At 43.4% G+C, this 25,875-nt stretch carries 28 protein-coding genes and 1 pseudogene; 20 read left to right on the forward strand and 9 right to left on the reverse strand.

Annotation, left to right across the window (positions count from 1 at the left end; translation table 11 throughout):
• Positions 1-49: 49 nt before the first annotated feature.
• From EIZ58_RS05105 to EIZ58_RS05125, 5 genes are all read left to right on the forward strand, one after another.
• Complete coding sequence (locus EIZ58_RS05105; RefSeq protein ID WP_134699405.1) at positions 50-547, forward strand: PTS sugar transporter subunit IIA; 498 nt, start codon at positions 50-52, stop codon at positions 545-547.
• 25 nt (positions 548-572) lie between these two features.
• Positions 573-1,427, forward strand: a complete 855-nt coding sequence (locus EIZ58_RS05110) for a PRD domain-containing protein (RefSeq protein WP_134699406.1) — start codon at positions 573-575, stop codon at positions 1,425-1,427.
• Between the two features lie 184 nt (positions 1,428-1,611).
• Complete coding sequence (locus EIZ58_RS05115) at positions 1,612-2,991, forward strand: sucrose-specific PTS transporter subunit IIBC (RefSeq protein WP_134699407.1); 1,380 nt, start codon at positions 1,612-1,614, stop codon at positions 2,989-2,991.
• Positions 2,991-3,938, forward strand: coding sequence for an aminoimidazole riboside kinase (locus EIZ58_RS05120; protein WP_134699408.1), 948 nt, complete (start codon positions 2,991-2,993; stop codon positions 3,936-3,938). The genes EIZ58_RS05115 and EIZ58_RS05120 overlap by 1 nt, the downstream gene beginning before the upstream one ends.
• Entirely contained in the window at positions 3,935-5,386 is a 1,452-nt protein-coding gene (locus EIZ58_RS05125) for a glycoside hydrolase family 32 protein (RefSeq protein WP_134699409.1), read from the forward strand. Before EIZ58_RS05120 ends, EIZ58_RS05125 begins: the two co-directional genes overlap by 4 nt.
• A gap of 50 nt (positions 5,387-5,436) precedes the next feature.
• Here the strand turns inward: EIZ58_RS05125 and EIZ58_RS34340 are convergent.
• Both EIZ58_RS34340 and EIZ58_RS05140 read right to left on the reverse strand, forming a co-directional pair.
• Positions 5,437-6,912: pseudogene (locus EIZ58_RS34340) on the reverse strand (ABC transporter substrate-binding protein).
• A 26-nt stretch (positions 6,913-6,938) separates the two neighbouring features.
• Positions 6,939-8,813: a diguanylate cyclase gene (locus EIZ58_RS05140; RefSeq protein ID WP_134699412.1), complete on the reverse strand. Its 1,875-nt coding sequence runs from the start codon at positions 8,811-8,813 to the stop codon at positions 6,939-6,941.
• Between the two features lie 220 nt (positions 8,814-9,033).
• On the opposite strand from EIZ58_RS05140, the gene EIZ58_RS05145 reads away from it, so the two are divergent.
• From EIZ58_RS05145 to EIZ58_RS05160, 4 genes are all read left to right on the forward strand, one after another.
• Positions 9,034-11,031 (forward strand): methyl-accepting chemotaxis protein, encoded by a 1,998-nt coding sequence (locus EIZ58_RS05145; RefSeq protein ID WP_134699413.1) that lies wholly within the window; start codon positions 9,034-9,036, stop codon positions 11,029-11,031.
• Positions 11,032-11,225: 194 nt separating this feature from the next.
• Positions 11,226-12,575, forward strand: coding sequence for a hemolysin family protein (locus EIZ58_RS05150; RefSeq protein WP_134699414.1), 1,350 nt, complete (start codon positions 11,226-11,228; stop codon positions 12,573-12,575).
• Between the two features lie 248 nt (positions 12,576-12,823).
• Positions 12,824-14,152 (forward strand): hemolysin family protein, encoded by a 1,329-nt coding sequence (locus EIZ58_RS05155; protein WP_134699415.1) that lies wholly within the window; start codon positions 12,824-12,826, stop codon positions 14,150-14,152.
• A 125-nt stretch (positions 14,153-14,277) separates the two neighbouring features.
• Positions 14,278-14,604 (forward strand): hypothetical protein, encoded by a 327-nt coding sequence (locus EIZ58_RS05160; protein ID WP_134699416.1) that lies wholly within the window; start codon positions 14,278-14,280, stop codon positions 14,602-14,604.
• 64 nt (positions 14,605-14,668) lie between these two features.
• Here EIZ58_RS05160 and EIZ58_RS05165 read toward each other — a convergent pair whose 3' ends face one another.
• Positions 14,669-15,649: an NADPH:quinone reductase gene (locus tag EIZ58_RS05165; RefSeq protein ID WP_134699417.1), complete on the reverse strand. Its 981-nt coding sequence runs from the start codon at positions 15,647-15,649 to the stop codon at positions 14,669-14,671.
• 156 nt (positions 15,650-15,805) lie between these two features.
• Between EIZ58_RS05165 and EIZ58_RS05170 the strand changes: the two genes are divergently transcribed.
• Both EIZ58_RS05170 and EIZ58_RS33090 read left to right on the forward strand, forming a co-directional pair.
• A complete protein-coding gene (locus tag EIZ58_RS05170; RefSeq protein ID WP_134699418.1) occupies positions 15,806-15,994 on the forward strand; it encodes a hypothetical protein in 189 nt (62 codons plus the stop codon).
• 27 nt (positions 15,995-16,021) lie between these two features.
• A complete protein-coding gene (locus tag EIZ58_RS33090) occupies positions 16,022-16,183 on the forward strand; it encodes a hypothetical protein (protein WP_167577500.1) in 162 nt (53 codons plus the stop codon).
• A 23-nt stretch (positions 16,184-16,206) separates the two neighbouring features.
• Here EIZ58_RS33090 and EIZ58_RS05175 read toward each other — a convergent pair whose 3' ends face one another.
• Both EIZ58_RS05175 and EIZ58_RS05180 read right to left on the reverse strand, forming a co-directional pair.
• Positions 16,207-16,833, reverse strand: a complete 627-nt coding sequence (locus EIZ58_RS05175) for an FMN-dependent NADH-azoreductase (protein WP_134699419.1) — start codon at positions 16,831-16,833, stop codon at positions 16,207-16,209.
• A 65-nt stretch (positions 16,834-16,898) separates the two neighbouring features.
• Positions 16,899-17,324 carry a MarR family winged helix-turn-helix transcriptional regulator gene (locus tag EIZ58_RS05180; RefSeq protein ID WP_134699420.1) on the reverse strand — a complete coding sequence of 142 codons (426 nt, stop codon included), beginning with the start codon at positions 17,322-17,324 and terminating at the stop codon, positions 16,899-16,901.
• A gap of 149 nt (positions 17,325-17,473) precedes the next feature.
• Here EIZ58_RS05180 and EIZ58_RS05185 point away from each other — a divergent pair, with 149 nt between their 5' ends.
• Positions 17,474-17,725: a YuzB family protein gene (locus EIZ58_RS05185; protein WP_134699421.1), complete on the forward strand. Its 252-nt coding sequence runs from the start codon at positions 17,474-17,476 to the stop codon at positions 17,723-17,725.
• Positions 17,726-17,823: 98 nt separating this feature from the next.
• On the opposite strand, the gene EIZ58_RS33095 is transcribed toward EIZ58_RS05185, so the two are convergent.
• From EIZ58_RS33095 to EIZ58_RS05200, 4 genes are all read right to left on the reverse strand, one after another.
• On the reverse strand, positions 17,824-17,976 hold the full coding sequence (locus EIZ58_RS33095; RefSeq protein ID WP_167577501.1) for a hypothetical protein: 153 nt from the start codon (positions 17,974-17,976) through the stop codon (positions 17,824-17,826).
• Between the two features lie 348 nt (positions 17,977-18,324).
• On the reverse strand, positions 18,325-18,933 hold the full coding sequence (locus tag EIZ58_RS05190; RefSeq protein ID WP_240688952.1) for a YitT family protein: 609 nt from the start codon (positions 18,931-18,933) through the stop codon (positions 18,325-18,327).
• A gap of 110 nt (positions 18,934-19,043) precedes the next feature.
• Positions 19,044-19,313 (reverse strand): YciI family protein, encoded by a 270-nt coding sequence (locus EIZ58_RS05195; protein ID WP_134699423.1) that lies wholly within the window; start codon positions 19,311-19,313, stop codon positions 19,044-19,046.
• Between the two features lie 19 nt (positions 19,314-19,332).
• Positions 19,333-20,223, reverse strand: coding sequence for a LysR family transcriptional regulator (locus tag EIZ58_RS05200; RefSeq protein WP_134699424.1), 891 nt, complete (start codon positions 20,221-20,223; stop codon positions 19,333-19,335).
• Between the two features lie 138 nt (positions 20,224-20,361).
• On the opposite strand from EIZ58_RS05200, the gene EIZ58_RS05205 reads away from it, so the two are divergent.
• The 8 genes from EIZ58_RS05205 (at position 20,362) to EIZ58_RS33100 (ending at position 25,866) form a co-directional block, all read left to right on the forward strand.
• Positions 20,362-21,063, forward strand: a complete 702-nt coding sequence (locus EIZ58_RS05205; protein WP_134699425.1) for a CoA transferase subunit A — start codon at positions 20,362-20,364, stop codon at positions 21,061-21,063.
• A 39-nt stretch (positions 21,064-21,102) separates the two neighbouring features.
• Positions 21,103-21,759, forward strand: coding sequence for a 3-oxoacid CoA-transferase subunit B (locus EIZ58_RS05210; RefSeq protein WP_134699426.1), 657 nt, complete (start codon positions 21,103-21,105; stop codon positions 21,757-21,759).
• Between the two features lie 180 nt (positions 21,760-21,939).
• Positions 21,940-22,119: a hypothetical protein gene (locus EIZ58_RS05215; RefSeq protein WP_134699427.1), complete on the forward strand. Its 180-nt coding sequence runs from the start codon at positions 21,940-21,942 to the stop codon at positions 22,117-22,119.
• A gap of 25 nt (positions 22,120-22,144) precedes the next feature.
• Positions 22,145-22,411 carry a hypothetical protein gene (locus tag EIZ58_RS05220; protein WP_134699428.1) on the forward strand — a complete coding sequence of 89 codons (267 nt, stop codon included), beginning with the start codon at positions 22,145-22,147 and terminating at the stop codon, positions 22,409-22,411.
• 308 nt (positions 22,412-22,719) lie between these two features.
• On the forward strand, positions 22,720-23,466 hold the full coding sequence (locus tag EIZ58_RS05225) for an IclR family transcriptional regulator (protein WP_134699429.1): 747 nt from the start codon (positions 22,720-22,722) through the stop codon (positions 23,464-23,466).
• A gap of 188 nt (positions 23,467-23,654) precedes the next feature.
• A complete protein-coding gene (locus EIZ58_RS05230; protein ID WP_167577503.1) occupies positions 23,655-24,392 on the forward strand; it encodes a class II aldolase/adducin family protein in 738 nt (245 codons plus the stop codon).
• A gap of 32 nt (positions 24,393-24,424) precedes the next feature.
• Positions 24,425-25,675, forward strand: a complete 1,251-nt coding sequence (locus EIZ58_RS05235; RefSeq protein ID WP_134699431.1) for a Rieske 2Fe-2S domain-containing protein — start codon at positions 24,425-24,427, stop codon at positions 25,673-25,675.
• Positions 25,672-25,866, forward strand: a complete 195-nt coding sequence (locus EIZ58_RS33100) for a hypothetical protein (RefSeq protein ID WP_167577405.1) — start codon at positions 25,672-25,674, stop codon at positions 25,864-25,866. The genes EIZ58_RS05235 and EIZ58_RS33100 overlap by 4 nt, the downstream gene beginning before the upstream one ends.
• Positions 25,867-25,875: the final 9 nt, after the last annotated feature.

A 25,875-nucleotide genomic window follows, 5' to 3' on the forward strand; every position in this document is an offset into this window, starting at 1 on the left:
AAGGAAATTCTAAGATTTAAGATGCTCATACTAGCTAGGGGGAAATAGGATGTTTAAAAAACTATTCGGGCTGAAAGAAAAAAAGAGAGTAGAGGTGCTAGTCGCACCGCTTTCAGGAAAGGTTATGAACCTCGAAGAGGTACCAGACCCGGTTTTTTCGCAGTTGATGATGGGGGACGGATTAGCTATTGTACCGACGGAAGGAAAGGTAGTTTCGCCGGTCGATGGAGAGATTGTTCAATTTTTTCCTACTAAACATGCCATCGGCCTCCTGTCTGATGTTGGCGTGGAGATTCTCATCCACGTGGGACTTGAGACGGTTCACCTAAAGGGCGAAGGGTTTGAAGGGCATGTTGAAGTTGGGGATCAAGTCAAGGCTGGCGATTTACTCCTAAGCTTCGACTTAGACTTGATCAAAGAAAAGGCCAAAAGCACGATTACACCTATCGTGATTACCAATGGGGATGTGGTCGAAAGTCTTGAAAAAATGATCGATCAAGTCGTGGTTCATGGGAGTCAAACTGTTATGACAATTAAAACCAAATAAGCTCAATCTCGACGAAGGGAAACGTATGGCTTACCGAATTCATAGGATTCTGAATAACAACGTCGTGGTCGTAATCGATGAAGGAAAAGAAAAAATCGTAATGGGTCCTGGCATTGCGTTTCAAAAGAAAAAGCACGACATCATTGCCAATGGGAAGATTGAAAAGATCTTTGTGATGGAAGAGGAAAGTGAAAAGTTCCAGGAACTGCTGCGTACGCTTCCAGAAGAACATATTGCTATTGCTGAGGAGATCATCAGCTATGCCGAAGGGGAATTGCGTGCCCCTCTTAGCAATCATATCCATATTGGCCTAACCGATCACTTGTCGTTTGCTATTGAACGCTTGCAGCAAGGGTATCAAATCCAAAATCGACTCTTGAGTGAAATTAAAGCTCTCTATAAAAAGGAATATAAAATTGGCCTTTGGGGAATCGGGCTGATTAAAGAGAAACTGGGTATCGAGATGCCTGATGATGAGGCGGGTCACATTGCCCTTCACATTCATACCGCGAAAATGGATACCGTAAGCATGGGCAAGGCATTGCAACAGACGACGCTGATCCAAGACATGATTGAAATCCTCAAAAAAGAATTGCAGGTGGATATCGATGAAGAGGGGATGTCGTATCAGCGCCTCGTCTCTCATCTGCGCTTTGCCTTGATTCGCATGGAAGAGGAAGAAAACTCACCGCTTATGGATGAGGACATGCTACAGCTCGTTCGAACCAAGTTTAAGAGAGAGTTTGAATGTGCTGTCAAAATGGCTGACTTTACCCACAGGGAATACCATCTCCAATTTTCAGATTCCGAACTGGCCTATATTACCTTGCACATTCAAAGGCTTGGGGAAGCCGGAAGGAAATCGGTAAAAGGAGATTGACAAATCGTAAAGAGTAAACTATTATGAAAGCGTATTAAAAGAATATACTGAGGATTGTGACTGGTGAAGCAGGCAAGACCTAGAAGGTACAAGGGAAGTATAGGACTCTATCCTATACTTGTATTCCTCTGTGCGTTTTAGGTCTTTTTTATTTTTCTAGTCGTAGAAAAAGGGGAGAATGAACATGAATTATCAAGATATCGCTAAGCAGCTTGTTCCCTTGTTGGGCGGTCGCGAGAATATCGTAAGTGCGATTCACTGCGCTACTCGTCTTCGTCTAGTTTTGAAGGACACACAGAAAGTAGATCAAAAGGCCATTGAAAGTCTCGAGGGGGTAAAAGGGGCTTTTTCCAGTTCGGGTCAATATCAAGTGATTTTCGGTACAGGAACGGTGAATAAAGTTCACGATGCACTCGTCCGTGAAACGGGGTTGCAGCAAGCGGGTGATGATACTCATCAGGAAGCCGTTAAGCAGAATATGAATCCTGTTGCCCGATTTGCGAAGGCCTTGTCTAACATTTTCGTCCCGATTATTCCAGCCATCGTGGCCAGTGGTTTATTGATGGGGCTGCTGGGTATGATGAAGGCCTTTAGCTGGGTCAGTTCAGATCATGCGGTTTACCGATTACTGGACATGTTCTCTAGCGCAGCCTTCATCATCTTGCCTATTCTCATAGGGTTTTCCGCGGCTAAGGAGTTCGGCGCCAATCCTTTTCTTGGTGCGGTCATCGGTGGAATATTGACTCACCCTGCCCTCTTGAATCCTTGGACGTTAACGAATGCAACACCAGAATATATGAATCTGTTTGGCTTTGAGTTGGCCCTAATCGGCTATCAGGGAACGGTTGTCCCGATCTTAATTGCCGTTTACTTTATGAGTAAAGTGGAGAAATCGTTGCGAAAGGTAGTACCAAATTCCGTCGATCTGCTCGTTACACCGTTTATTACGGTCATTGTGACTGGATTTTTCACCTTTGTTGTTATCGGTCCGTTCGGTCGATGGGTAGGAGATATGATCTCGCTCACCCTGCAATCTCTTTACAATGTCGCAGGTCCGGTTGCAGGACTGGTGTTTGGAGGGTTATATTCCACGATTGTCATTACGGGTGTTCATCACAGCTTCCATGCCATAGAAGCAGGGCTCTTGGCCAGCAAAGAGATTGGTGTGAACTTCTTATTACCGATTTGGTCGATGGCGAATGTGGCGCAGGGCGGAGCGGCCTTGGCGGTTTACCTGAAAACAAGAAATAAAAAATTAAAAAGCGTTGCACTTCCAGGAGCTTTTTCTGCTTTCCTAGGAATTACTGAACCGGCGATTTTTGGAGTCAATTTAAGATTGGGCAAGCCCTTTATTGCAGCGGCTATAGGCGGGGGACTCGGTGCGGCCTATGTTGTCATGATGAACGTGGTGGCGAATGCATACGGCTTGACCGGTATTCCGATGCTGGCCATTGTTGCCCCGTTTGGAATGGAAAAAGTACTACATTACCTCATTGGGTTCGCCATTGCTGTCGGTTCAGCATTTATTGCAACTTATGTACTGGGCTTTAAGGAGGAAAAATAATGAAAACAGGGGTCATCAGTTTAGGGGAAGCCTTAATTGACTTTATTCCACTAGATCCAACCAATAGCGTCTACCAAAAGAGCCCAGGGGGGGCTCCGGCCAATGTGGCCGTGGGTCTGGCCCGCTTAGGGGTGCCGGCTACCTTTCTGGGCAAAGTCGGAGATGATGTGCTCGGGAGATTTTTGGAAGGAACACTGACCGAATACGGTGTGAATACCGATTTTATGCCATTAACCGATGAAGCGCGTACGGGTGCTGTCTTTGTAACTCTGGCAGAGAACGGGGAACGCAGCTTTGATTTTTATATCATCCCAAGTGCGGATGCCTTTTTAAATGAACAGGACGTGAAAGAAGAAATATTTGCAAGCCACAAAATCCTTCATTTTGGTTCGATCTCGCTCATTCGAGAACCTTCCAGAAGCGCCACGAAGAAGGCTGTGCAGTTGGCCAAAGCTCACGGCATGCTGATCTCCTATGATCCAAACCTGCGAATAGGATTGTGGGATTCCGAGCAACAAGCAAAGGAGATAATTGAGTCCATGCTCCCTGAAGCAGACATCCTCAAAATCTCAGAAGAGGAACTGGAATTTCTTACAGGGGAACAGGCCATTAACAAAGGGGTACAAGCTTTAGAAGCCTACCAGATTCCTCTGGTGTTTGTGACTTTAGGGGAAAAAGGAAGTATCGTCTATACGCGCCAAGGGGAAGTTCACGTACCGGCTCTCCCCGTCCAAGCGGTGGATACGACAGGGGCAGGAGATGCTTATGTCTCCGGAGTGCTGTATTGCTTGAATGAATGTGAAGAGCCCTTGAGGAGTTTAACTGTAGAGGAAGCGGAAAAAATCGCCCGTTTTGCCAGTGTATCAGGAGCCTTAGCGGCATCAACCAAAGGAGCCATGACGGCATTGCCTACTTTAGCTGAAGTAAAAGGTCGTGTTTCGAAATGAATGTAAAAGATCAAGAATTAAGGGAACAAGCTACTTTGGAAATCCAAAAGCACAAACTTCAGGTGGAGAGCGACCCGTATCGGTTAACGTACCACCTGATGCCCCCCGTGGGGCTGCTTAATGATCCTAATGGCTTTATTCATTGGAAGGGAACGTACCATCTATTCTATCAGTGGATGCCGTTTAAAACCGGCCACGGAGCAAAGTTTTGGGGACATTACTCCTCGCCGGATCTGGTCCATTGGACCCACGAGGGGATCGCTCTTACCCCCAGTGACTGGTTCGATAAAAACGGCTGTTACTCTGGGAGTGCAGTAGATGATAATGGAACGCTGACTGTTTTCTATACCGGCAACGTGAAGGACGAAAAAAACAACCGTGAAACCTACCAATGCTTGGCCGTTTCAGAGGATGGTCTTGAATTTGAGAAACAAGGGGTAGTGGCTACTCTACCAAAAGGGTACACCGCTCATTTTCGAGATCCTAAGGTGTGGAAAAAAGGAGAGCACTGGTACATGGTTGTGGGTGCGCAAAGCCTCCAGTTAGATGGAAAAGCGGTGCTGTTTCGCTCTTCCAACTTAAAGGAATGGGAGCATCTAGGAGCCATCGCTGGGGGAAATACAGATCGTTTAGGGTACTTTGGCTATATGTGGGAGTGTCCAGATCTGTTTGAACTAAACGGTAAGGACGTTTTGGTGGTATGTCCGCAGGGAATAGAGCCTGAAGGCATGCTCTACCAAAACGTGTATCAAGCGGGATATTTTGTTGGCCAACTTGATTATGAAAAAGCACGATATACCCACGGCCAGTTTACCGAGCTGGATCGTGGATTTGAATTCTATGCTCCGCAAACGACACTGGATGCTAAAGGACGTCGGCTTCTTGTGGCGTGGATGGGAGTTCCCGATCAACAAGAGGATCAGCAGCCGACCATTTCCCATAAGTGGGTCCATACGATGACAATCCCTAGAGAGTTAACCCTCATAGATGGAAAGCTTTATCAGCAACCCATTAAAGAATTGGAGCAGCTGCGCCAAAATCAAGTGTCATATGAACAAGTATCAATAAATAATGGAGTGCTAGAGCTTGATCAGGTGCGCGGGAAAAGTATCGAGTTAGGGATTCAAGATCTAAGCTATGGCGACCGTTCCATCGAAATTTCCCTCCGTGGCGAGATCCGCTTCATCTACGATCCCCAAGAAAAGCAAGCCACACTTGAACGCAAAAGCTATGTGAACGGATTAACCGAGGCAAGACATTGCAGACTGGAGCGATTAACGAGCCTACAGATCTTTCTTGATACTTCTTCTCTTGAGATTTTCGTCAATGGGGGAGAGGAAGTTTTTACGTCAAGGATCTTTCCTTATCCAGATAACGAATTAATTACCTTTGCTTCAAAAGGATCCTTTAATTTTCATGTGAACAAATGGGATCTCAAATACGACTAAATGTTGAAAAACCACTTCAATGGGAAGTGGTTTTTTTATTGTTGAGGAAATTATATGATGGATGGTTCTGTGGATAAGTTGAGCGCCTGATTTGGACCGGAGAGGGCCTGGAATGCCCAAGTGAGTCCGAATGCCGCTCTCATCCTAGACTTGTTTACCCAAAAGGTCGCCTGCAGCCACTTTGCAGTCCAGATATTGCTGGGCATATCATAGGTATAAAGCTTTAATATCTCCCCATCATAGCCAGACTCGGCGATCAAAACCTTGGCCATGTCCACATTGGTTCCATTTTTAAAATGATGCTCGCTATAAGACGGCGAGAAGCTGCAAGCAGGCAAGGCATTCACTTGGGTATCCTTAATCATCTTCTCCCGGTCAATGACTAGATGAATAGCTGTCCGAAGGCGCTGGTCTTGAATTGGACCTGTCTTTTTCATATTGAAGCTTAAGTAAGAGGCTCCTTGCTCAATCTGAATGAGCTCTTTATGTGATTTTGGATTCAACGGAACGTTGCCAAGATATAAGTCGTCTGTCTGCAATTTGTCTATCAGTTTGCCGATCTCGTAATTGGGCCAGATCCAGATCTCAACTTGATCTAAGTGCGGTCTTCCTTCAAAGTAGTTTTCGTGAGCCTCCATAAGGAGTACGGATTCATTATTTTTCACCATCTTAAAAGGACCTGTCCCAATTGGCATCTGAGAGTAGGACTGATAGCTGTTAAAGTCACGCGGTAGGATTGAGCATGATGTGTTGCATAGGTAGTTGAGGAATAGAAAGTTTGTATCTACCAACGTAAACTCTACGATCTATGGGCTTACAGCCAAAATTTTCTTGATGCAAGACTTTAGATGGTCATGAGGGGAGTGATCTAAAAGTCTCTGAAAGGTAAACACGACGTCCTCAGCATCCAATCGCTTGCCGTGGTGAAACCGAACCCCTTTTCGCAAATAGAAACGCCACTTGGTTTGATCTTCATTGCTTTCCCAAAAATGAGCCAACTGGGGACCTACTGTCATCGTTTTCTTGTCAAAGAAAACGAGTGTATTAAATAATTGAGCAACCAAGTGGGCTTCTGTTCTACGATTTACATAAGTTGGATCTAGGTCTAGAATAGGGCGGTAAAAGGGTAATCTTAATATGTCTTTTTTTTGGTTATCTTGTAGAAATCCTAAATGACCATAGAGCCATTCCATAAACTTATATCGAATCAAAGGTATTTCCTGTGAATGGATTAACTTCCAAGCTTCATCCAGTTGCTCTTCCAAAACAAGCAGCTTGGCTTTTTCTATAACAAACTGGTGAAGGGGATGTAAAAAAACAATCGTAGAAGCATGGCCCCGTCCGCGTCCAGGATGCCATTCGATGAGTTTCTGCTCCACAAGCCTTGTTAAGACCAGCTGAGCATTCCTTCTCGTACAATCCAGAATTCCCTGGAGCTCGTCCATTGTTACAGGTATGTTTTCCCCTTCGTTTGCCATGGGAAACTGACTGCGTAAGGTAATATAGTGCTGTTCAGTTTTAGACATTTGAACTCCCAATTAATATAACTTTATTAGGCGGCTATAACTTTATTCCTTCCAGCTGCTTTGGCTTGATAAAGAGCTTGGTCCGCGTGTTCAATGAGTTTCTCTGGACTTTCAAAAGTTTGTGGACCGCCTATGGCGACCCCCACGCTTACCGTTAATACGCCGTAAGGGGAAGTCCGATGGGGCTCTTGCAGATTCTCGATGGCCTGGCGGAGTTTTTCAGCGGTATGATAAGCGTGGTCAAGAGTCGCCTCCGACAAGATTACCATAAACTCCTCTCCACCATAGCGAGCAGCAAAAGCGTTTTCGGCTCTGGCATAGTCCCTTAGAACGCCGGCGATAAGCTTTAACCCATCGTCCCCACCAAGATGGCCATAAGTGTCATTAAAATGCTTATAAAAATCAATATCCATTAAGATAACCGCCATGGGTTGACCTTTATTTGATCCTTTAATCCACTCCGCTTCTAAGACCTTATTCAAATGCCTTCGATTGGCCAAGCCTGTTAACCCATCGGTGCTGCTCAAGGCTTCTAGCTTGAGATTGGCTTGACCCAGTTCTTTGTTTTTCTCCATTAATTGCTGAGTTCGCTGTTCGACGGCCATTTCCAACTGTTCATTCATCTCTTGTAACTGCTTGTTTAGAGAATGATTCCGTTTAAAAAGGGCTAGATAGCGGTAGGAGACAATCACGCCTTGCAGCATGATAAAAAGCAGAAAGCTATACTCCAATTCAAATACAGATGGAATAATCAGGGCTGAAGAAAGCACATCATTCAAAATGCCAATGACAAGAATGAGCAGTCCAACTAAGGTAATAACGGCTCCTTCCCTTTTGCGGAGAAAAGCTGAAACACCGACATAGAAAATGAAATAGGAAGTGATTAACACCATGATGAGGAATTGATAAACCATCGTTTGCGTAAACAGAAGGGTTGAGGCAAACACGTTATAGATTACACAGAGGATGACGTAAACGTACGTCAGTCTCATCATCACAGGATGAATGTCTCGCGGATAAAGCAACCTCATGGAAAGGATCACGAATAGAAATGAGATGATCTCCACCATATATTCCATTCGTTTTATCACGGACCAGGGAATCTCTGACAGAATGATAGTTGCGAGATAGTCGTTAATGAGCAGGGAACGAGTTGCCATGCACAAGGAGGCTAAACCGATCATAAGAAGGTCACGCTGCACCCTTCCGGTGACGGTTGAGATGATCAAGTTATACAAACCTACGAAGAGAAGTCCGCCAATGATAAGAAACGAGTCCATTTCGCTTCTCAAAGTGGACTGTAGTGTGTCTAAAGAATTCTGATAAGCGACCTGTGTATAAAGTCCAGCTTTACGGTAGGAGAAGTTGGAGACCTGAATTACAATCTCTATTACCTCGTGGGTAGGAATGAAATGATAGTGGTTGATTTCTAAGCTAGGTTCTTCTTCGAAAGCCATAGTCCCGACTACACCAGCGCCACCGCGTTTGGCCCCATCAATCCAAACCTGGTAGGCACTGCCTATATTTTCTAAAGCGATAACCTTTTCCTGTCCTATATCTGCGGGGTGGATCGTGAGCTGTAAACGGTAGGTAGCATATCCTGTGTAACCCAACGGTTCTTCACCGATCTTTTTTCCTTTCCATGAAGAAGGGACTTCGATAAAGTCCGGTGGGGGAGCCTGTAAACTATTAAAGTCCTTGGGCTCTAGTAGTTGCATCCAATAAAATTCCCAATCACCTGTTAAAGGTAATCTCTCTACTTCGTCGTTTAAGGGCGTTTGAGATAAATCCATTACCCCGCTAACAGCACGTGGAGACGGGACATCAGCAAAAGAAGGAGATTGAAAGAGGATAAAGAATAGAACGAGAATAGCTGGGAGTATTAGCTTATGATTGTCCATTTATTTCATATCCTATCATTAAATATTAATTCAAGGATACTCTAGGGAAGGCCTCTTAGGCAAGGGTGAAACATCTTATGTATTCACTCTATGAAACCAAAAAGACCAAAAAAAATTCTTTACTTACGAAACATCAAGGACATCCTAAAATCATTTATACTTCGAGGGTGATACCGATTACATAATTTGTATAATACTTTCACCAAGAGGAGTAAATCAAATGTTTCGAAAGGGTCAATTAAAAATTGGGACCAAAATAATGATCTGGTTTTTGGTCATTGCCTTACTTCCTTTACTTTTTTCCTCCTACGTCATTTACACCATAAGTAGCACAGAACTCTTAGAAAAACAGAAGGTTTCTCTCGTTGATCTAGCATCGAGTACAACGAAGGGGATGGATCAGTGGCTAGAAAGAAGATTAAGTGAAGTTCAGTTAGCAGCGCAAACCGAAATCGTTCAATCCTTAGACGCTCAACGTCAACTCGAGCTGTTTCAAACGATCAAAAAACAAACTGATATCTATGAGACTGTTGTATTTACGGGGGTAGACGGAATAGTAAAAGCACATACCACTGTAGAAAATATGGGAGTCATGAATCTCGCAGACCGGGAGTATTTCAAAAGGGGAATGGAAGGGCAATCCACCTACTCTGAAATATTGGTTTCAAAGGCTACCGGAAACCGCATCGTGGTAGTGGCTACTCCAGTCAAGGATTATAATGACCGTATTGTAGGTGTCATGTCCGCATCGATGAATTTTGAAGCTTTATTGAATACCTTTCTACAAGAGCAATCTATTCAAAATGATAGCCATTATCCGATCCTTGTTGATGAATCCGATCGTCTTCAAATGATTCCGCAGCAAGAGTTACTAGGTAAAAAAGTAGGGGAATCGGAACTGCCGCAAGGTCTGCAGGAAATTCTGCTATCCAAGGACCGATCGGGTGTTTCGATTTATAAAGATCAAGAACAACAGTATGTTGTGGCTTACAGCCCTATACAACAAACGGGTTATCAGCTCTACCTGCATGTGCCAATCGAATCGATATTGTCTTCTGCGACGAAGATCAAGAATAGTGTGATGGGGATTGGTTTGGCAGCAGCCATCATGGTCATCCTAGCAGCGTGGGCGATCGCACACAACCTGAGCAAACTGATAAAAAAGATAGCCGAGCAAGCCCGGCGTGTAGCGGAAGGGGATTTAACCGTCCAACACCTTGAGGTCAAAAACAAAGATGAGTTAGGTCAACTTGCACAAGATTTTGATAGGATGTCAAATAGTCTAAAGCAATTAATTCGCCAAGTAGCTAACAATACAGAACAGGTAGCTGCCTCAGCAGAAGAACTAACAGCAAGTGCAGAACAAACGAGTAAGGCCACGGAGCATATTGCTTCCGCTATGCAGCAGGTAGCCGTGGGCTCGGATGACCAAGTGCGCAGTGTGGAAGACGGTTCAGCTGCTATGAATGAAATGGCCGATCGGATTGTGGAAATGGAGAACACGGCAAAAATGGTCTCCAATACAGCCACTAGAACCTCCCATCAAGCCCTAGAGGGTGGACAAGCGATTGAGAGAGCGGTTCACCAAATGAATTCCATCCATCTCACAGTGAATGGCCTGGCCCAGGTCGTAAAGGGGTTAGGACTTCGCTCTCAAGAGATCGGGCAAATTACCGAAGCGATTACAGGTATTGCAGCCCAAACGAATCTCTTGGCTTTAAACGCAACAATCGAGGCGGCAAGAGCAGGCGAGCATGGACGTGGATTTGCAGTGGTAGCTGATGAGGTTCGAAAATTAGCCGAGCAATCAGGGCAGTCTGCTCAACAAATTTCTCAGCTTATTATGTTCATTCAAAATGAAACCACGAAAGCTATGAATACGATGGAAAACGCGATGACGGAAGTGGGAGAAGGCATTCGCGTGGTTCATCTCGCGGGAAGTTCCTTTGATCAGATCCAAGGTTCTATCGATGAAGTGGCCGAGCAAATTCAAGAGGTCTCTAAAGCAGTTCAACAAATCTCAAGAGGCTCAGAGATGGTCGTCCATTCCATCCATTTAATTGCTCAGGTAGCAGAAGAAACCTCATCAGGGACACAAACGGTATCCGCTTCTGCTCAAGAGCAATTAGCTTCAATAGAGGAAATTACGGCATCTGCCTCAGCCTTAGCCCATATGGCTGAAGAACTGCAATTATTAATAGGAAAATTTAAAGTATAGAGGATTACAATCATACAAAAAAAGACTCTGGCTGGAGTCTTTTTTGCCGTTGAAGTTTTTAGAGGGTTCGGCTGTATTCTTTTTAAGAAAGCATCAATTACTCAGCAATTTTGAAACCTTTAACCTGTGCTTTCGTATAAAAATTAAATTGCAAAGCAATCTAATCTAAGATAAATAACCTGGGGGAACAAAAAGTGCCTTTCGAGATCATACTTTTAACTTTACTCATTATTCTAAACGCTTTTTTTGCAGCTTCTGAAATTGCCTTAATTTCTCTAAATGACAACAAGGTTAAACTTATGGCAGAGGGAGGAAACAAAAAGGCGCAGATGCTGTTGAATTTATTGGCGGAACCCAGTAGGTTCCTAGCGACTATTCAAGTAGGGATTACCCTTGCTGGATTTTTAGCCAGTGCGTTTGCTGCCGGGAGTTTTTCCGGCCGCTTAGCTGAATTTTTATTCAGCCTAGGTGTTCCTTTATCCCAGCAACTACTCGGAACGATTTCTGTTGTACTGATTACTTTAGTCTTATCTTATTTTACCTTGGTGTTAGGCGAATTGGTTCCTAAACGAATGGCCATGCAGAAAGCTGAGCCGATTGCCATGTTTGTGGTTGGACCACTAACTGTCTTGTCAAAAATCACCTCCCCATTTGTAAAATTGCTCACCCTCTCCACCAATGGAATTGTCCGATTGTTCGGGATTGATCCTCATGCCAATGACGAGCAGGTAACCGAAGAGGAAATTCGTATGATGGTGGACGTCGGCCAGGAAAGAGGGGTTATTCAGGATTCGGAAAAAATGATGATTAACAATATCTTTGAATTTGACGACACAACGGTATCTGATATCATGACGCACCGAACTAACTTGATTGCTCTTTCCACAGAGACAAGTCTGACTGAAGTGATTGAGTTGATCAAGGTTGAAAAATATACCCGGATTCCTGTCTTTCAAGGCCATATTGATAATATCGTGGGAATTTTGCACGTGAAAGATTTGCTTCCTTATATTGAAAAGGGAAATGATTTCAGTATTACCAGCGTAATGCGTGATCCTTATTTTGTGCCTGTCACGAGAAAAGCGGATGATGTATTTAAGGATCTTCAGAAAAACAAAGTTCATATGGCTGTTGTGATTGATGAATATGGGGGAACAGCTGGAGTCGTAACGACAGAGGACCTATTGGAAGAGATTGTAGGGAACATTTTCGACGAGCATGACGAAGATGAATCCGAAGAATTTGTTCATTTGGATGAAAGGACACTCTTAATGAATGGTTCCTTGAGCTTGCGGGAAGTCGAAAGGATTTTAGACGTTGACTTCAAGACAGTAGATTATGATACTCTTAGCGGTTTTTTAATTGGGCAGATCGGCCACATACCCAGCGGCGAAAAACAGGAATCTGTTGAATTTGAAGAATATATCTTTTCAGTCATGGAATCTGATGAAAAGCGAATTCGCAAAGTAAAAGTAATGAAAAGTCCTCGGCTATTTCCGACTTCTCCTGAACAAATATTAAGTACGCCGGGAATACGAGATTAAGCTATTGTGTAAAATATTGCGAAATAACAAGAGAGGAGGACTCCCGGCTTCTCCTACTCCCCCATAACACCTGTATACTATAAAAACCGGCCGATTTGTCCTAATATCGGCTTTTTTGTCTTTATATCACCTTTTGAGGAATAAAAAAGTTCAGGTAAAATAAGATTAAATAAAATCTGCATGTTTAAAAGGAGGTGTACTATTTACTCCTATATGGGGTAAATAGAAAGTCATTGGACCCTGAGCCGATGTTGTTTAATCTTATTCTTGTGATGTTTCTTGTATTAGCGAATGGTTTCTTCGTAGCCGCCGAGTTTGCGATGGTGAAGGTAAGGAACACTCGACTTGAAAGCTTGATTCTGGAAGGGAACCGAAAGGCAAAATTCGCTCAGCTATTAACCAAAAACTTGGATGCCTATTTATCTGCTTGTCAACTGGGTATCACGTTGTCTTCTCTTGGTTTGGGTTGGGTTGGTGAACCCGCGATCGCAAAGATGATTGAACCATTTTTGAGAGACCTCGGTTTTTCGAATAATTTGATTCATACCACAGCCTTTGCTATTGCTTTTTCCATTATCACGTTCCTTCACATTGTACTTGGCGAACTAGCTCCTAAATCTTTGGCGATTCAGAAATCCGAAGGAGTAACCATGTGGACAGCCATGCCATTAATTGCTTTCCACAAAATGATGTACCCATTTATTTGGTTCCTAAATGGTACAGCGAATAGGCTCCTTCGCCTTGTTGGCATTCAGCCTGCAGGAGAACATGAAGCTGCCCATACGGAAGAAGAAATTCGCATCCTTATGGAAGAAAGTCATAAGAGCGGTTATATCGATAAAACAGAATTGGCTCTCATGGATAACATCTTCGATTTTGCAGAACGGAATTCAAGAGAAATTATGATTCCACGGACGGACATGATTTGCTTATATGCTCAGAGCACATTTGAGGAAAATCTGGAGATCGCACTGCGAGAGCAAATGACCCGCTATCCCGTATGCAACCCGGATAAGGATAATATTATCGGATTTATTCATATTAAAGACCTTTTTGCTGCATTATCCAAAGGAGATAGGGATCTAAATAAATTGATTCGTCCTGTCATCAGCACACCAGAAAGTACTCCAATTAGTTCTTTACTTAAAATCATGCAAAAAAAGGGAGCCCAATTGGCCATTGTCATAGATGAGTACGGCGGAACCGCTGGACTCTTAACGATTGAGGATATTATCGAAGAAATCGTAGGAGAAATTAGAGACGAGTTTGATGAAGAGCGTCCTTCTATTGAACCCAAAGAGAATGATACGTTTTCCGTGGATGGTCGCTTGCTTCTCGAGGAAGTCAATGATTACTTTGGCTTTAGAATTGAATGTGAAAATATCGACACCCTCGGGGGATGGGTTTACGCCCAGGTGGAGACACCCCCTAAGTTAAACCAAAGAGTAGAATTTGAAGGCTTTGAATTTATCATCGCCGAGGTAGACAACCTAAGGATTACCCGCGTATTAATAAAAAAACCGAAACCAATCGAAGCGATACCACCTATATCGGTCCAGTCATCCTTATCAGTTTAATTAGGCAAACCTTTACCCTCGTGGTAAAGGTTTTTTGTTTGGATTCGTCAGGGGCTTGCGCATACCGCTTAAAGTCTCGTTAATACGGAAATACTAATAAATAGTAAAAATTGGAGGTGTCGCAAATGAACAAGGACTATCTTGTAGGAGTCATCAGTCAATTCGAAAATGGTGGCCAACCGTTACCTGACCACTTGAAAGCAAAGCTGCATCAAATCAAATCCAATATCGATACCATGACTCAAGATCAGTTTGATTTACTCTCTAATGGAGCCGTAAGAGTCTCTCCTGCGATCGAATCCAATGTTGAGCAGAACCCCTTGTCTGATCTAAGAGAAGTCTATAGCGAACTCGAAACAATGGCTCTCAGTAATCGTGAAAATTCTGATTTACATCGAGCTATCACTCAGCTGCGGGGAATTCTCGATATGCCTGACCGCTACTATCCTTAACAAATCAGCGATAAAATTAAGAAGCCCTCAAATCAAATCTCTGATCTGAAGGGCTCCTTTAGATTTAATCAATGGAAAGAACGATTTTCCCACGTGCATTTTGACTTGTGATTTGTTCGTGTGCTTTTCTAACGTCCTCTAAGGCTAATTCCTCGCCAATTTCCGGTTGTAAAATACCAGATTCGAGAAAGGCTTCAACCGCATGCAAGCTCTCATTGTACTCATGCGGCAGGGCATTAAACAGGGCCAATCCTAGAATATCTGCCTCTTTCATCATAGCCAATCTTGGATTGATTTCCAAGCTGCCGCGGTTCCCTACAATAATAATTCGACCATATGGGGCAATGATCTTTAGGTCCGTCTCTAAATTGACGTTAGCCAAAAACTCAATAATAACATCCGGTCCTTTTCCGTTTGTTAACGATAGGATTTTATCGATGGAGTTCTCCGTAATATGATTAAGTGCATGGGCGGCTCCTGAGGCCTTTACCAAGGACCTGCCTTCTTCTGTACTTGCTGTTCCAATGACATTCGCTCCGATTCCTTTGGCCATTTGAACGGCCAATACTCCAACACCACCGCTTGCGCCGTGGATTAAAACAGTCTCGCCTGGCTTAATCTTTGCTCTGTGGAACAAAGCTCGGTAAGCCGTTAAAGCCGGAATGCCGAGAGCGGCACCCGCCTGATAGGAGATGGACTCAGGCAATCTATGGACAGCGTTCGAATCACAAACGACCTTTTGCGCGTAGGTACCGGTATTGCGCTTTGCTAGCAAGGCTGCTACAAAAACACGGTCTCCCACCTTAAGATGCCCAACACCTTCACCAACGCCATCCACAATTCCAGCTCCATCAAAGCCAGGTGTGTAAGGCAATTCGGGAACTAGGAATGAATAGGTACCAGTACGAATATAGGTTTCGTTAGGGTTCACGCCTGCAGCGTACAGCTTAACCCGTACTTCATTTGCAGCTGGAGTAGGCTCTGCTACTTCTGTGCATGTCAAAACTTCAGGTCCGCCAAATTCTGTGATTTGAATCGCTTTCATCTGTTTCCTCCTGGTTTTCAAGTTATTGTACTGTTTTTTCCATCTTCTCCTTCAGTCACCAAAAAGTCAATAATAAATAATCTCTCGCATCGTTAAAAGTACCTTCTCTAAAGATAGGCATATGATGTCTTAGAAACTTAAGAAGGGAATGACAAGATGTACTATCCTTACTACTTCGTTCAAAATGGTCAACTGGCAACTGAAGCTATTCTTACTGGGGTTAAAAGGGAAGCGGAAGCGATAGATTTTTATGACCGCTTAGCGCGCGTAGCACAAAGGCCGAAGCTATGGCCGCTGAAGAAAATCATTAAAAGGGATCATATATTTCCAAGTAAGATTAAATGAGGTATATTGGAGTGGAGGAGGGGTGACATGGGAAGCGCACCAGAAAAACCAGTATATTATGATGGCAGTGGTCCATTAAAGATAGTAGAAATAAGCAATAATAAAGAATTCGTTATTAAACCTATAAACACTGTTTGTTATAAAGTCATTCCTTATTTCCCATTTCTTATAGAAAAAGAAGGGAAGTAATCCTACTTCCCTTTAGCTGTTGTTTAGAATTGTGAAGCAACCTTTGCCGCTTGCTGTACACCTTGACCAATAATTTCCTCTGCTTGATCCGGGAACTGATTATGTCCTTCCACAATCACGGTGGTGATGTCTGTGATACCCCAGAAGTTTAAGATAGCCGAGACATACTTCACTGCCATTTCCACGGATTGTGCAGGGCCTTCCGAGTAAACGCCGCCCCTTGCATTTAACAGAACCACTTTTTTATCTGCAAGAAGCCCAACAGGTCCTTCTTGGGTGTAGCGGAATGTCTTGCCTGTTTGGCTTAGATAATCTAAGTAAGTATGCAACACAGCCGGTACGGTAAAGTTCCATAGAGGGAAGGCAAGGACGACTTTATCAGCATCAAGGAATTGATTTAAGTATTGATTTACCAGGTCTGTAGCTTCTTTTTCAACTGAGGTTAGCTCCATTCCTCTTCCAAGCTTAAACATGGCCGTGATTTTCTCATTCCCATAGTAGGGAAGATTTTCTTTAAAAAGATCAAGCTCTAAAATCTCGTCTTCTGGATGAGTCTCCTTATAACTTTCTACAAAAGCCTGATAAAGCTTCACGCTTACTGCCTGCTCAACAGGTCGGTCATTTGCTTTAATAAATAGAACTTTAGCCATTTTATTTACCCCCAGCATGTTGTATATTCCTAAGTTGTTATAGCAACTATATAGCAAGAAGATTATTACTCGACATTGTCACAGATTTTAGAAAGGACCCGCTTAAAGACTAAGAGGTCTTCTTCAGATATTCCTTTGCATACTAAGTCATTGAATTCTTCAGCGATTGGCATAATGGACGCTCTCAATTCCTTGCCGGTCTCCGTAAGATAAACGCGCAAAGAACGTCGGTCGTGTTCGCTAGCCATTCTTTGAATGAAGCCTTTTTCCTCCAGATTATATAGCATGCGTGCGATATTCGTTTTATCTTTATTCAGCTGTTCCGCGATCTCATTCTGATTAAGTCCGTCCTGTTCCCAAAGCAGCATCATAATCAGATTCTGTTCCGGCGCTAAATTAAAAGGAGCTAGCTTGGCTTTAACATAATTAGTAAGAGTTAGATCTGTCTGATGAATCACAATGCCGATATATTCACGAAAAGAGAATTTCAAAAGAATCCACTCCAATTAAGTTGCTATAACAACCAATGTAATAACATACTAAACTAAAATATTTACTATGTCAATTCTTCCAAACCGTTTATTGGTATAGTTTAAGGAAAAACTAAATGAATCATACCTAAATAAAGTAGGTGTTAAGAATGGGGATTATCGTTGTAGAGATATGTAATGCGAATCTAATAACCTCTTATGATTGGGACAATTTAGAAGTCCAATTTCCGGAAGTGTCGGTAATTCGAATGGAATGCCTTAACCTTTGCGGTTTGTGTCGGACAAGCCCCTATGCACTAGTCAATGGCAAAAGGATTTTTGCCAAAACCATTGAACAATGCGTCGAACTCATCCTGGAACGAATCAAACAAGAGTTGGCTGAATTTGAAGAGTTGTTGTAACACAATATAAAAAGATTGTCATAGTTCATATTTCACATTGGGATTCTCTTTGAAGTGCAGAGGGATAGAAGGACGCGACTACTAAGTAGTCGCTTTTTCTAAGATTGGTCATTTTCCTCATTTGCTTCTCTCCAGAGTAACTCTTTTCCTGAGAAGGTATCAACCTCCATGAGCTCACCGGTCTTCGGATTAGGTATCGTTTGTTTAGAGTGTTTTATTTCTTCCAGCATACCTCTATATTCTTGATTCATAGCGAGTACTCACCACTCCCTTGATTTGATACAATGACCGAACATGCAGACCATACCTGTTCTCCAGAAGCATCCTTGACAGAGCGGAGGAAGGGCAAACTTTTTATCGTCTTTTTGAGCTATCTGAATACGTTTTTTGTTCACATTATCACCTCTAAAGCATTTTTACTACCTTCATAGGGATAAGTATAAACAAATGTTACCAATGCATTCTCTTTTAGCACCAAATAAAAAACGACAACAATTGTCGTTTTTTATTTGGATCAATTTTAGCCAGGATGAAATAATAACGATTGTTACTACAAGTCCCCCCTTACTATCCCTAGCTTCGGCTGGGGCCTTTTTAGTTTAGGGATAATCAATGACTAAATCCATTGTTTGGTATACAATAAAATAGGTTGCTAAAGAATACAAGGCTTCATAGATGCCAAAAACGAAACTTGAGCTGCCTAGAATAAAAAGATTAAAGATCATAATATATTGCCCAACCGTGTAACACGTTTTTTTACTTAAAAGAATGGCAATAATCTCCGTTCCATCCAACGAACCCCCATACCGAATGATGAGCCCGATACCTCCTCCCAATAACACACCGCCTATTATTACGGCAAGGGCCGGATTGTCGGTAAGCACGGGGAGGGGGTGTAAGATAAAGATTCCCATCGCGAGCAAAACGACACCATAAAAGCTCAATATTGCAAATGCTTTTCCTAAAAGCTTATACCCTAGCAGCAAGAAGGGGACATTTAATGCTAGAAGCAGAAGTCCCAGATCGACTTCCGTCAGGTAGGAGAGCATGATCGCAATGCCGACAATCCCGCCATCAATCACCTCGTTTTTCACCAAAAATAACTCCAACGAAACAGCTGCTAGAATAGAACCCGTCAAAATATAAAGTCCCCTCTTATAGAGAGGTACTGAGAACTCCTTGCGGGAATATAATCGAATACGTGGCATAAACATGATCCACCCCTTGTCTTATCTCCTAGAATAAGATTATTCAGAAGGTTAGACAAAATATTCCTGAACGTTACGATCATTCTTAAGAAGAATCTCGGCTTTTGTCATTAAGATAAAGGAAAGGACAAAGGATTCCACTCCCGCAATTCAAGTGTTCGAGCCCTTTCAACCACTACGGGGTCTTGTTCTGCCATCTTTTTTGCTTCTTCATAAGAATGAGCTCGGTAAATCACCATTCCACCTTTTTGGTCGGTAAAAGGACCTGCCATTACTACTTTTCCTTGTTGAAACAATTCATCTATGTAACGGAGATGGGCAGGACGGACTTTCATATTGATTTCTTCATCAACGATCGTTAACAATGCTGCATATAACAATGTGGTCAGCTCCTTATGTTTAATAATGATTCTCCAATCCCCTATCAAGCAGTCTCAATAACTCCCTCAAAGCAAACGAATGATAAGCATTTTTCTTGGTGATCATCCCCAGCTCCCAAACCAGCGAGCTATCGGTTAATGGAAGAATTTTAATGTCTGGGTTATTTTGCTTATCATAAATGGATTTGGGAAGAATGGTGATGCCTAACCGGGAGGCAACCAGCTCCATGATTAAATCCCACTGAGAGCTTCGATAAGAGACCGTCGGTGTAAAACCAGCAGCCGTACAGGCTTGTCTAATATAGTCATGCAGGGTAAATTCTTGGGAAAAGAGAATGAAACGCTCCTCTTTTAATTGATGTAAATAAACCGCCGGTTGCTGGGCTAAGTCATGATCTTTATGTATAAATAATACAAATTCGTCTCTGATAAAAGGTGTAATATTGAATTTGCTCGGGTCGTTTGGCAGGACAATGATACCTAGATCAATTTGCCCTTGATCTACCAATTCACTGATTCGTTTGGCCCCAAGCTCTATTAATTCCAAGGACACCTTAGGGTACTTTTCATGGAGCATTCTTGCAATGGCAGGAAAAAACAAAGTCCCGATGAGGGGAGGGATCCCGATTTTAATTTCCCCTGCTTCGATGTTCATTAATTCATCTAATAGCACCGTTAACTCCGTTAGGGGCAACAGAGCTTTAACCCCCTGTTGGTAGACGATTTTACCTGCATCCGTGAGCTTCAGTTCACGCTTGGACCGCTCGAAAAGTTCGACATGAAGCTCTTCTTCGATCTTTTTCACCGCTTTGCTGAGCGCAGGCTGAGATACATAGGAATGGGATGCGGCCTTTGAAAAGCTCTTATGATTCGCTACTTCTATAAAAGACTTTAAGTCTCTAAGCTCCATTTAGCTCTCCTACTTATTCCGTTTTGTTATACAAAAGATAATTTATATTCATTTTACGATTGATAAACTCTGTTGTAAACTCTAAGTATAGGGTTACATTTCGAATTTTTAGACAAGTCGCAGGAAGGGGATCATAAAATGGGAAAAAGTAAAGTGTTAGATTCCATGCTAGAAGCCGTTCAAGATATACAAGACGGTGCAACGATTATTGTTGGAGGATTTGGATTGTGCGGAATTCCTGAAAAAGCGATCTTGGCTTTGCGCGAAAAAGGAACTAAGGATTTAACGATCGTGAGCAACAATTGCGGAGTTGACGATTGGGGACTAGGACTTCTCTTGGCTAATAAGCAAATTAAAAAAATGATCTCTTCGTATGTAGGAGAAAATAAAATCTTCGAACGTCAGTTTTTGAGTGGGGAGCTAGAAGTAGAGCTTGTTCCTCAAGGGACTTTAGCTGAACGCATCCGGGCAGGCGGGGCTGGCATCCCAGGGTTCTACACCGCGACGGGAGTGGGGACTCCTGTGGCTGAAGGAAAAGAACACAAGGTGTTTAACGGAAAAACATATATCTTAGAAGAGGGGATCGTAGGAGATTTTGCGTTAGTGAAGGCTTGGAAAGCTGATCCGCTTGGAAACCTTATCTACCGGAAAACGTCTCGCAACTTTAACCCGGTGGCTGCCACAGCCGGTAAAATTACCATTGCGGAGGTAGAAGAAATCGTTGAAGTAGGACAATTAATCCCTGATGAGATCCATACCCCTAGCGTATATGTTCAGCGTGTCCTATGCGGTACTGACTATGAAAAGAGAATTGAAAGAAGAACCGTGAAACAAGCTTAAGCGTTTACAAAGAATGAAGGTAATGGAGGAGATAAATCGATGAAAGATGTCCGCTTAACGATCGTAAAACGTGCCGTGAAGGAAATTGAAGATGGAATGAACGTCAATCTGGGGATCGGAATGCCAACGTTGGTCGCCAATGAAATTCCAAGTGAGTTTAATGTCCTGCTCCAATCTGAGAACGGCTTATTAGGGATCGGTCCGTACCCCGTAGAAGGATCAGAAGATGCGGATCTAATCAACGCTGGAAAAGAAACCGTAACCGCAGTCCCTGGCGCTTCTTACTTTGATAGTGCCGAGTCTTTTGCCATGATCCGCGGAGGGCATATTGATTTGGCCATCCTAGGGGGCATGGAGGTTTCAGAGCAAGGCGACCTGGCCAACTGGATGATCCCAGGTAAAATGATCAAGGGAATGGGTGGAGCCATGGATTTGGTTCATGGTGCGAAAAAAGTGGTTGTCATAATGGAGCATACGAATAAGCACGGTGAATCCAAAGTGAAAAAGGCCTGCACCTTGCCGTTGACCGGGCAACAGGTCGTCCATCGTTTAATTACGGATTTGGCTGTATTTGATTTTACCTCCGAGGGCATGGTTCTCGTAGAAACCCAAGAGGGCGTTAGCGTGGACGAAATCAAAGAGAAAACGGAAGCCTCCTTTACCGTAGCAGCAGAACTGTTGATTCAAGAGAATTAATCTATTCACACGAGCAGCCCCACAGCTTCATCATTGTCAGCATTGCAGTCAATCGAACCACATAGAGGGGTAACATATAGATACGGGTTGGAGAGTTAGATAAATAGATAAATAGATAAATGGTAGGACAGATAGCGTGTCTGTCCTACCCTCATATATTCAAGGAAAGGGTGAAGAGCATTGAACCTAGCATTAGTCGATAAAAAATGTATCCACTGTGGGTTAAAATTAAGTCGTTTCGAGTTTGAGGAAAAGTCTTCGCTTTGTATCGATTGCTATCATGAAGAATACACCGCTAAGGTAACTCCGTTAGCCAGTCAACCGACTCGCTTGCGAAATAAGAGATGGTTTATTAAATAGAGAATCGAAAGGGAGAGCCAAACCGATGAAAATAAGGGGAGAAATTGTTCATCAACGTCCTTATAGTGATGTCTCCGATCAAAAGATTCACCTTCTACTGCTAAAAGTCCAGGAGGGAGTCCTGGTTAATGGCGTAACCATTCATACCATCCCTGTTCTTACATCAGCAGGGATAACAGATCGTCGGCTAGGCGACTCAATCGACATTACAGGCAGAATGGAACTTAGAAGAGTTAAGACACCTGCGGGAAACCTAAGCTCCTCACCCATCCCGGTATTCATTCACATATAATAAGTACTTTGCAAGTACTGCTATTTTTGCTTCACCAGTAGGCAGGAAGATGGAGTACTTGATACTTCTATGATATTCAATTTCTCACACTCTCACATTTTAGGAAGGATCCCTCGGGTCCTTCCCTTTTTTTCCAAATTGTGCCTGTCACTCCCCGGAATTTGTCGATTCACCAGCTTCAAAACATGCTATAGGATGTAAAGTTTTGAAGAAAGCATTTCGCATAGCGGAACGACTAGGTCGCCGTGATGATATTTCTCTATATATAATAGTGTTAATTAGAATAATTAGGAAATGGTGGTGACAAGATGAATGAACGAGGACAAAGGGTTCAATCAGTTGAGCGGGCTTTTCGGATAACGGAATGCTTTTCTATTGAGAAACCAGAGCTTAGCCTTGGTGAAATTGCAAAAAAAACAGGTTTAACCAAGAGCACGGTGTTTCGCTTATTATCTACCCTTTTACAGCTAGGGTATATCAAACAGGATTGGCAGACTCAAAGATATAGCTTAGGATTTAAATTTTTCCATTTAGGTGCGATCGTCATTTCGAATACCATGCTAAGAGAAACGGCCATTCCGTTTATGAAGAAGCTTTCTGAGGAAACGGATGAAACGATTAGTCTGAACATCGCAGAACAAAATGAAAGGGTTTGTATTGAGGTGGTTGAAAGTCCTCAGCAAATTCGCAACTTTGTAAAGGTTGGGCAGCGAAATGCGTTATGGAGCGGGGCTTCTGGTAAGGCCCTCTTAGCTTATCTTATGGAGGAAGAAAGGCAACTCATTCTTGGTGAACAGGCTGAAAAGCTAGAAAGAGAGTTGTATCTTATTCGAAAGCAGGGCTGTTCGATTTCTACTGATGATCGAGTGAAAGGATCCTTTGCCATTGCCGCGCCTATTTTTGACCATCGTAGCCAAATCGTCGGCGGACTTACTCTTGCCGGACCAATCCACAGATTGACCGAAGAAAGAGAACCGGTTTTGGTTAGACAAGTGATCCAAGCAGCCCATCAAGTTTCTGAACAGTTAGGCTTTATCCAACGAAAGCTAGGATAATATTTGAGTGCAAGCCCCATGATCCTGTGTTCCAGCAGGGAATCATGGGGCTTTTTATTATAAAAAGCAAAATAGTATAAATATTTTTGCAGTACGTTCCTCCATACGGCATGCGTTTTACCATCCGAAACGAGAAGCCGGTAAGATTAAATTAACAGGTAGCCACTATGGAAATGGGGGAATTGAGAATGTCACCAGTAGACACGGATATTCAACAACATAAACGAATGCTGGCCAAAGCGGTACGCATGCTGGAAAGAATTCAACTGTTGGATATGAATGGTCACGTTAGCTTTAGAATTCCTGGAACGGATTGCTTTATTATCAATTCACGAAAGGCCAGTCGTGCCTCGATCACAGTAGAGGATGTTGCCATTTGTAATCTGGATGGGATTCCTCTTTCCAGCTCCATTGAGCCGCCAAGTGAGGTCCACATCCACTCAAAAATCTATCAAAAACGGAAGAATGTAGGATCCATCATACATGGGCATCCACATTACCAAACCGTGCTAGGCATTGCTGATGTGGAGTTGAAGCCGGTTTTTGGGATTGGGGCTTTTGTGGAAGCCGGGCCGCTTTTTGAGAATGCAAGTCTTGTGAATACTCCCCAGTTGGGTGAAGAGCTGGCTGAGGTGTTAGGCAACCGTGATTATGTCCAGCTTCGGAACCATGGCAATGTGGTAATAGGGGAGGATATCCCGACTGCTTTTGCCCGAGCCGTATACTTGGAGGAAAATGCGAAGAAGCAATATTACGCTTCCTTGCTTGGTAAGCCACTCAAGGTCATTGAGGGAGAAAACCTCTTAATGACAAAACAAACCTCATGGTCCACAAGTATTGTGCAAAAGGTGTGGAGGTACTACGAGGAAAAAGCAGAAAAAGAAGGCACCTTGTTAAATCTTGAAAGCAAAGCCGTCGTTTCCTAGTCAAACTATTAACTTTTTAAGGGGGTTTATCTATGTTAAGTCAGGAGCAGAATCAAATTCTAACGGAGGTTGGACCTAACACGCCGATGGGAAACTTATTCCGTAGATACTGGATACCCGTTGGAATTCCGGAAGATATGAAAACTAAATCAACGAAAAAGGTACGAATTTTGGGTGAAGATCTGGTGTTGTTCCGGGACCGTTCCGGCAACTTCGGATTAGTGCAGGAGCGTTGCCCGCATCGGGGAGTATCCATGGTCTATGGGATACCTGAGGAAGAAGGCCTTCGCTGCCAATATCACGGATGGTGTTTTAACCGGAAAGGACAATGTACGGATCAACCCAATGAGCCGAAAGATAGCACGTTTAAAGAACGCATTAAGATTACGGCCTACCCTGTCCAAGAAATGGGAGGACTCATCTGGACTTATATGGGGCCACAGCCGGCTCCCTTGCTTCCCCGCCTTGACGGCTATGTTGCAGAGAATGCCATCCGCTTAATCGGTCAAGCAGTCTTGCCTGTGAATTGGCTGCAGATTATGGAGAATTCTCTTGATCCCATTCATACGGAGTGGCTCCATGGCCATTACCATGCCTATCTTTTATCCCAAAAGGGACAGGGATTCAAAGATGCCTTTCTGCGGGAGCATGAAAAGATTGGATTTGATAAATTTGAATATGGCGTCATTAAACGCAGGGTTCTCAAAGGCCAAAGTGAGCTCGAGGATGATTGGCGCGTCGGACATCCAGTCGTATTCCCTTACACCTTAGCCGTAGGAAGTGGTGGGCTAGGAACCTATGCCTTTCAGCTCCGGATTCCGATAGATGATACACACACCTGGCATGTTTGGTATAACGCCTATGTTCCAGGTCCAGATGTAGACATTCCGCCGCATTTGCAAGAACCATGCGTGTATGATGTGCCCTATAAAGATGAAAATGGGGAGTTTCTGACGGATTATATTGATGGTCAGGATATTATGTGCTGGATTACCCAGGGTGAAATTGCAGATCGAACAACAGAGAAATTAGGTACAACGGACAAAGGGATTATAATGTATCGACAGCTTCTAAAGGAAGAGATTGCTAGAGTGGAACGAGGGGAAGATCCGCTGGGAACCGTCCGTGATCCAGAGAAAAACAAGTGCATCGTCTTGCCGCTGGAACGTAAAAAACACCATTTCAGCGATGGATTTGAAAGTATCACGATGAGATTCCAGACCCGTTTTGCCCCGATTGTCGAGGAGCTCATTGATTTGTTCAGTAAGGCGGGGGTCAAATGATCCGCCCAGACTACCATTCAGCCGTACGGTTCTGTCCCTGCTGCGGACATTCCGTCGAACAAAAAGAAAGCATCGTCATTGAATATTGGCAAGGAGAGCACAATGTTTGCTTTACTTGGTGCCATGTATGCGGTTGGCGAGGGGAGATTACGGAGATCAAGCGGGTGACAACGACGGAAATACCCGAATAAGGCCCAAAG

Origin of the sequence: Ammoniphilus sp. YIM 78166, from assembly GCF_004522215.1 — a bacterium.
GTDB lineage: Bacteria > Bacillota > Bacilli > Aneurinibacillales > RAOX-1 > YIM-78166.

Coding starts and splice junctions, on each gene's coding strand:
- EIZ58_RS05165 (WP_134699417.1), bottom strand. CDS start 15,649: ATGAAAGCGATTCAAATCACAGAATTTGGCGGACCTGAAGTTTTGACA.
- EIZ58_RS05170 (WP_134699418.1), top strand. CDS start 15,806: ATGTACTATCCTTACTACTTCGTTCAAAATGGTCAACTGGCAACTGAA.
- EIZ58_RS05200 (WP_134699424.1), bottom strand. CDS start 20,223: ATGGAGCTTAGAGACTTAAAGTCTTTTATAGAAGTAGCGAATCATAAG.
- EIZ58_RS05125 (WP_134699409.1), top strand. CDS start 3,935: ATGAATGTAAAAGATCAAGAATTAAGGGAACAAGCTACTTTGGAAATC.
- EIZ58_RS05110 (WP_134699406.1), top strand. CDS start 573: ATGGCTTACCGAATTCATAGGATTCTGAATAACAACGTCGTGGTCGTA.
- EIZ58_RS05230 (WP_167577503.1), top strand. CDS start 23,655: ATGTCACCAGTAGACACGGATATTCAACAACATAAACGAATGCTGGCC.
- EIZ58_RS33090 (WP_167577500.1), top strand. CDS start 16,022: ATGGGAAGCGCACCAGAAAAACCAGTATATTATGATGGCAGTGGTCCA.
- EIZ58_RS05120 (WP_134699408.1), top strand. CDS start 2,991: ATGAAAACAGGGGTCATCAGTTTAGGGGAAGCCTTAATTGACTTTATT.
- EIZ58_RS33095 (WP_167577501.1), bottom strand. CDS start 17,976: ATGAATCAAGAATATAGAGGTATGCTGGAAGAAATAAAACACTCTAAA.
- EIZ58_RS05115 (WP_134699407.1), top strand. CDS start 1,612: ATGAATTATCAAGATATCGCTAAGCAGCTTGTTCCCTTGTTGGGCGGT.
- EIZ58_RS05145 (WP_134699413.1), top strand. CDS start 9,034: ATGTTTCGAAAGGGTCAATTAAAAATTGGGACCAAAATAATGATCTGG.
- EIZ58_RS05190 (WP_240688952.1), bottom strand. CDS start 18,933: ATGCCACGTATTCGATTATATTCCCGCAAGGAGTTCTCAGTACCTCTC.
- EIZ58_RS05160 (WP_134699416.1), top strand. CDS start 14,278: ATGAACAAGGACTATCTTGTAGGAGTCATCAGTCAATTCGAAAATGGT.
- EIZ58_RS05175 (WP_134699419.1), bottom strand. CDS start 16,833: ATGGCTAAAGTTCTATTTATTAAAGCAAATGACCGACCTGTTGAGCAG.
- EIZ58_RS05185 (WP_134699421.1), top strand. CDS start 17,474: ATGGGGATTATCGTTGTAGAGATATGTAATGCGAATCTAATAACCTCT.
- EIZ58_RS05140 (WP_134699412.1), bottom strand. CDS start 8,813: ATGGACAATCATAAGCTAATACTCCCAGCTATTCTCGTTCTATTCTTT.
- EIZ58_RS05235 (WP_134699431.1), top strand. CDS start 24,425: ATGTTAAGTCAGGAGCAGAATCAAATTCTAACGGAGGTTGGACCTAAC.
- EIZ58_RS33100 (WP_167577405.1), top strand. CDS start 25,672: ATGATCCGCCCAGACTACCATTCAGCCGTACGGTTCTGTCCCTGCTGC.
- EIZ58_RS05210 (WP_134699426.1), top strand. CDS start 21,103: ATGAAAGATGTCCGCTTAACGATCGTAAAACGTGCCGTGAAGGAAATT.
- EIZ58_RS05155 (WP_134699415.1), top strand. CDS start 12,824: ATGTTGTTTAATCTTATTCTTGTGATGTTTCTTGTATTAGCGAATGGT.
- EIZ58_RS05220 (WP_134699428.1), top strand. CDS start 22,145: ATGAAAATAAGGGGAGAAATTGTTCATCAACGTCCTTATAGTGATGTC.
- EIZ58_RS05225 (WP_134699429.1), top strand. CDS start 22,720: ATGAATGAACGAGGACAAAGGGTTCAATCAGTTGAGCGGGCTTTTCGG.
- EIZ58_RS05205 (WP_134699425.1), top strand. CDS start 20,362: ATGGGAAAAAGTAAAGTGTTAGATTCCATGCTAGAAGCCGTTCAAGAT.
- EIZ58_RS05105 (WP_134699405.1), top strand. CDS start 50: ATGTTTAAAAAACTATTCGGGCTGAAAGAAAAAAAGAGAGTAGAGGTG.